This is a genomic window from Chryseobacterium contaminans (genome assembly GCF_001684955.1).
GTDB lineage: Bacteria > Bacteroidota > Bacteroidia > Flavobacteriales > Weeksellaceae > Chryseobacterium > Chryseobacterium contaminans.
Genome location: NZ_MAYF01000123.1, coordinates 1 through 5517 on the forward strand (window position 1 = coordinate 1; position 5517 = coordinate 5517).

Annotated in this window: 8 protein-coding genes; all 8 read left to right on the forward strand. The window is 36.3% G+C overall.

Going from position 1 to position 5517, the window contains the following annotated elements:
- Nucleotides 1–763 (forward strand): 2Fe-2S iron-sulfur cluster-binding protein (locus tag BBH99_RS08860; protein ID WP_066694751.1); only part of this gene is annotated, 763 nt, incomplete at its 5' end.
- Nucleotides 764–853: 90 nt separating this feature from the next.
- A complete protein-coding gene (paaA, locus tag BBH99_RS08865) occupies nt 854–1792 on the forward strand; it encodes a 1,2-phenylacetyl-CoA epoxidase subunit PaaA (RefSeq protein WP_066694753.1) in 939 nt (312 codons plus the stop codon).
- A 112-nt stretch (nt 1793–1904) separates the two neighbouring features.
- A complete protein-coding gene (paaB, locus tag BBH99_RS08870) occupies nt 1905–2186 on the forward strand; it encodes a 1,2-phenylacetyl-CoA epoxidase subunit PaaB (RefSeq protein ID WP_002981782.1) in 282 nt (93 codons plus the stop codon).
- 103 nt (nt 2187–2289) lie between these two features.
- The gene (gene paaC / locus BBH99_RS08875) at nt 2290–3039 is read left to right on the forward strand and encodes a 1,2-phenylacetyl-CoA epoxidase subunit PaaC (RefSeq protein ID WP_066694754.1); all 750 of its coding nucleotides are present in this window, start codon (nt 2290–2292) and stop codon (nt 3037–3039) included.
- A 15-nt stretch (nt 3040–3054) separates the two neighbouring features.
- Nucleotides 3055–3855, forward strand: a complete 801-nt coding sequence (locus tag BBH99_RS08880; RefSeq protein WP_228390773.1) for an alpha/beta hydrolase — start codon at nt 3055–3057, stop codon at nt 3853–3855.
- Between the two features lie 3 nt (nt 3856–3858).
- Nucleotides 3859–4323, forward strand: coding sequence for a 1,2-phenylacetyl-CoA epoxidase subunit PaaD (gene paaD / locus BBH99_RS08885; protein ID WP_066694757.1), 465 nt, complete (start codon nt 3859–3861; stop codon nt 4321–4323).
- Between the two features lie 157 nt (nt 4324–4480).
- Nucleotides 4481–5281 (forward strand): enoyl-CoA hydratase-related protein, encoded by an 801-nt coding sequence (locus BBH99_RS08890; protein ID WP_066694759.1) that lies wholly within the window; start codon nt 4481–4483, stop codon nt 5279–5281.
- A 125-nt stretch (nt 5282–5406) separates the two neighbouring features.
- Nucleotides 5407–5517, forward strand: a 111-nt coding sequence (locus BBH99_RS21875) for a 3-hydroxyacyl-CoA dehydrogenase NAD-binding domain-containing protein (RefSeq protein WP_228390774.1), incomplete at its 3' end; no start/stop codon positions are given.

Here is a 5517-nt window from a genome sequence, read left to right on the forward strand (position 1 = left end):
TTATCATCCAACCAATGTAAAGACATATGTTGGTTTGGCTGCAGGAAGCGGAATTACTCCGGTTTTGTCCAATATCAAAGAAAGTCTTTATCAGGAACCTAACAGTAATGCTTATCTGTTTTACAGTAACAGAAGCATGAATCATGTTTTGAGAAAAGCTGAAATTGATAAGCTGGTAGAGCAGTTCAATGGAAGACTTAAAGTAGTGTATCTGGTAAGTCGTGAAAAACATGAAGATCCTGTTTTTGAGGGAAGGATTTCTCCTGAAAAATTAGATCAGTTGTTTGAAAGATATACAGATATTGATGTAAAAGAATCCACTTATTTTATCTGTGGTCCTTCAGAAATGATTAAAGGAATTGCAGACTATCTGAAAAAAGATAAGAAAGTACCTGCCATTCAGGTTTTATTTGAATACTTCACAGCTCCTGACGAAGAAAATACGGAGGAAATGAGTGATGAATTCAAAGCAATTGCCAATATTGAAAGTATGGTAACGGTGATTATTGATGATGATGAATATTCATTTCACCTTAATTCCAAAAAAGAGAGTATCTTAGATAAAGCATTGAAAGACAATCTTCCTGTACCTTTTGCATGTAAAGGAGGAGTGTGCTGTACGTGTAAAGCGGAAGTTTTGGAAGGAGAAGTTTTTATGGAGAAAAACTATGCGCTTACCGAAGAAGAAGTAGCCAGAGGTTATGTTCTTACCTGCCAGTGCCACCCGACAACGAATGTGGTGATGCTTAATTATGATGTGTAGTTAATGTAGCAATGTAACAATTTACCAATGTTATTGTTAGACTGTTAGATTGATATATTGGTACATTTTAAAATTTTAAAGATTTTAATTATGGACTTAGAAAAATTTGTTCAATACGTTCACGAAGAAAATAAAGTAGAACCAAAAGACGTAATGCCGGATGATTACAGAAAGCTTTTGGTTCGTCAGATTTCACAGCATGCGCATTCTGAAATTGTAGGAATGCTGCCGGAAGCCAACTGGATTTCCAGAGCGCCTTCATTGAGGAGAAAAATGGCGCTTCTGGCTAAAGTTCAGGATGAGGCAGGTCATGGTTTATATCTTTATTCTGCAACAGAAACTTTAGGAGACGGAAGTATCAGAGCAGACAGAGATGCTACTTATGATGATATGCTGGAAGGAAAAGCAAAATACTCAAGCATCTTCAATTACCCGACGCTAAGTTGGGCAGATATCGGTGCTATCGGCTGGCTGGTTGATGGTGCAGCAATTATGAATCAGGTAATGCTGATGGGGAATTCTTATGGTCCTTATTCAAGAGCGATGGTAAAGATCTGTAAAGAAGAATCTTTCCACCAAAGACAAGGTTATGAAATCCTTATGGCACTTTGCCGTGGTACCAAGCAGCAGAAAGAAATGGCCCAGGCTTCATTAAACCGATTCTGGTGGCCGGCTTTGATGATGTTTGGTCCAAATGATGAACATTCTCCAAACTCTAAAATGTCTATGAATTACAGAGTGAAAAGAGAAAGTAATGACAGTCTTCGCCAGAGATTTATTGACGTTACTGTTTCTCAGGCTGAATTCTTAGGATTGACCATCCCGGATAAAGATCTGAAATGGAATGAGGAAAGACAACATTATGATTTCGGAGAGCTTCCTTGGGATGAATTCATGGAAATCTTAAAAGGAAACGGCCCTTGCAATAAAAAGCGTATTGAAACCAAGAGAAAAGCTCAGAGAGAGAATGCTTGGGTGAAAGAAGCAGCGATTGCTTTTGCAGAGAAACAACAAAAAGAAGTAATATAATAATGTAACAATATACCAATGTAAAAATGTAACAATCAATTGTCATTCTAAGCGAAACAAAGAATTTCATTGATAAACTGGTACATTGATACATTGTTAAATTAATTTGACTATGGCAAATTTAGATATGTGGGAAGTGTTTATTCAGACTAAACCGGGATTATCTCACAAACACGTTGGAATTGTACAGGCGCCAACAGCAGAAATGGCTTTACAGAACGCAAGAGACGTTTATACCAGAAGAAAAGAAGGAACTTCTGTTTGGGTGGTTCCAAGTAAATATATCGTGACTTCGGAAGGTGTGGATAAAGAAGCATTCTTTGATCCGGCTGATGATAAACTATACCGTCATCCAACTTTCTACGAGATTCCAAACGACGTAAAAAATATGTAATAAATAGACTTGGAGATAATAGACGAATAGATAAAAGACTTTAAGGTCTCTCTATCTATTATCTATTCGTCTATTATCTATTGGTCTTCAAATCTATTAAACAATGAACCCATTATATAATTATTTATTAAAACTAGCAGACGACAGTTTCATTATGGGACAGCGTTTGTCTGCATGGTGTGGTGAAGGTCCTTATTTAGAGGAAGATATTGCATTAACAAACATCGCTTTGGATGAACTTGGCCAGGCTAATAACTTTTATGTATATGCTTCAAGAGTGATTGATAATGGCAAAAGTGAAGATGATATCGCCTTCTTGAGATACGAACACGAATATCTAAATGCACACTGGACAGAGCTTCCTAATGAAGATTATGCTCAGACCATTTTAAAGGTTTATGTTTTCTCTGTGTATCAGAAACTGATGTACGAAGCATTATCAAATTCAGCTAATGAAGAATTGGCAGCTATTGCCCAAAAATCATTAAAAGAAGTAAGATACCACTATACGCATGCTGCATCCTGGATGAAAATCTTTGCTCAGGGAACTGAAGAAAGCCGTACCCGTGTAGAAAATGCTATTGAAAACATCTGGGAATATACAAAAGGGTTATTTGCCAAATCAGAAGGGGAAGATGATCTTGCTGTTTTGAATATCGTTCCTAATGTTGATGAACTTTACAAAGATTTCGTTGCCATTACAGAGAAAGATTTCCAAAGCTTCGGATTAGAATATCCAACAAATCCTTTCATGCAGCCAAAATCAAGAACAGGATATCATACAGAATATTTCGGGTATATCCTTTGTGAGCTGCAGTATATGCAGAGAGCGTATCCTGGATGTACCTGGTAGTAGGCTATGAAAAAGATGCTTCTGGGAATACTAGCTTTTTTTCTTATAGCATATATTATATTATGCGTGGGTGTTTATTTCTATCAGGAGAAAATCATCTTTTATCCTGAAAAATTGCCTGAAGATTATAAGTTTAGTTTTGCTGGAGATTTTGAAGAAATAACAATCCAAACACAGGATAAGAAGCATTTGAACTCAGTTTTATTTAAAGCTCAGAATCCCAAAGGAGTTATCTTTTATCTTCATGGAAACGGAGGATCCATTAAAGGCTGGGGTGACGTTGCTCAATTGTATAGCAGTATGAACTATGATACATTTATATTGGATTACAGAGGTTACGGAAAGAGCCAAGGTGAAATTAATAGTAGAGATCAGCTTTTTTCAGATATTGAGAGTGCTTACAAAGAACTTTTAAAAAGATATACTGAAGACAGAATTATTATTTTAGGATATTCCGTAGGAACAGGGTTAGCGGCGAAATTAGCATCTGCACACCATGCAAAACTGTTGATTTTACAAGCCCCTTACTACAGTATGAAAGATGAAATGAATCAGAAATTTTCATTTCTTCCTAAGTTTCTTCTGAAATATAATTTTGAAACGAACGAATATTTAGAAACCGTTCCATCACCTGTTATTATTTTTCATGGGGATAAAGATGAGGTCATCCATTATAATGCCTCTTTAAAACTTAAAAATAATTTTAAAAAAGGAGATAGCCTGATAATATTAAAAAATCAGTATCACAACGGTATAACAGACAACTTGGACTATCAGAATTTAATGAGAATAATTCTTGATTCTGATAAAAGATAAAATATGAATCAGCTTTTAGATTTATTAAAAACAATTCCCGATCCGGAAATTCCGGTGATTGATATTGTGGAATTAGGAATTGTAAGAGATGCACAGGTCACAGGTGAAAACTCTTGTGAAGTGACCATTACGCCTACGTATTCTGCCTGTCCGGCAATGTTTACCATTGAAGAAGATATCATCAAAATGATGAAAGAAAACGGATGGGAAGCCAAAGTAGTCACCAAAATGTTTCCGATATGGACAACAGATTGGCTGACGGATGAAGCGAGAGAAAAACTACGTGCTTTCGGAATCACACCGCCTGAAAAAGGAGCGGATGTACATCACATCGGGAAACCGAAGAAATGTCCGCGTTGCGGTTCCGAACATACCAAACAGATCAGCAGATTTGGGTCTACCTTGTGTAAGGCTTCTTATCAATGCTTAGACTGTTTAGAGCCTTTTGATTATTTTAAATGTCACTAGAATGAACACAACAATACATCAAAGTATCAGTTTATCCATAAAATTTACGGACTATGCAAAACATAACGATGATAGGGCTAGATTGTTAAATTGTTAGACGGTTACATTGATTTATATTGTTAAATTAGTGCATTGTTAAATATAAAATACAAAAACTATGTATACACAACTCGATATTGAATCGCACTTTGACGGGAAGCTTAAAATTGCCTACCTGAATCAGCCTGAAACGATGAACGCACTTACAAAGCCATCTTTAGGAGATCTGAAAGATTTCATTAAAGAATGCAGTGAGGATGAAACCGTAAGATGCGTTGCTATTTCCGGAAGAGGAAGAGCTTTTTGTTCCGGTCAGAATCTTGAAGAAGCTTTTGCAGTAGGTAAAGAGCACCATGATCAGGACATTATCAGAAAAATTGTGGTAGATTATTATAATCCATTGGTAATGGAAGTTACCCGTTGTAAAAAACCGGTTATTGCATTAGTAAATGGTCCTGCTGTAGGAGCTGGTGCTATGCTGGCATTAATCTGTGATTTTGTGTTGGCTAATAACAAGGCGTATTTCGCTCAGGCATTTTCAAATATCGGATTGATCCCTGATACAGGAGGAACCTATTTCTTACCGAAGCTTTTAGGTAGACAATTGGCTAATTATTTAGCGTTCACAGGTAAAAAACTATCTGCTGAAGAATCTAAAGCACATGGGCTTGTTGCTGAAGTATTCGCTGAAGAAGAATTCGGACCAAAATCAATGGAAATCCTGGAAAGAATGGCTAATATGCCAACCGCAGCTCTAAAACTAACGAAAAAAGCTTTTGCTAGCTCTTATACCAATACTTTAAAAGAACAGTTGGAACTGGAAGGAGATTTACAACAGGAAGCAGCAGAAACAGAAGACTTCATAGAAGGTGTAAATGCCTTTTTACAAAAAAGAAAACCTAATTATAAGGGAAAATAAGATTAATATAACAATTGATCAATGTAACAGTTTACCAATCAATGTAAATGCTTAGGCAAGATTCAATTTTTTGATAAAATTGTTACATTGGTAAACTGATACATTGTTACATTACTTTTTTAACTATGAATATTGGAATTATTGGGGCAGGAACCATGGGCGTTGGAATTGCTCAGGTGGCTGCAACCGCAGGATGCAAGGTCGTTTTATTCGATGCGAATGCTCCACAAATAGAT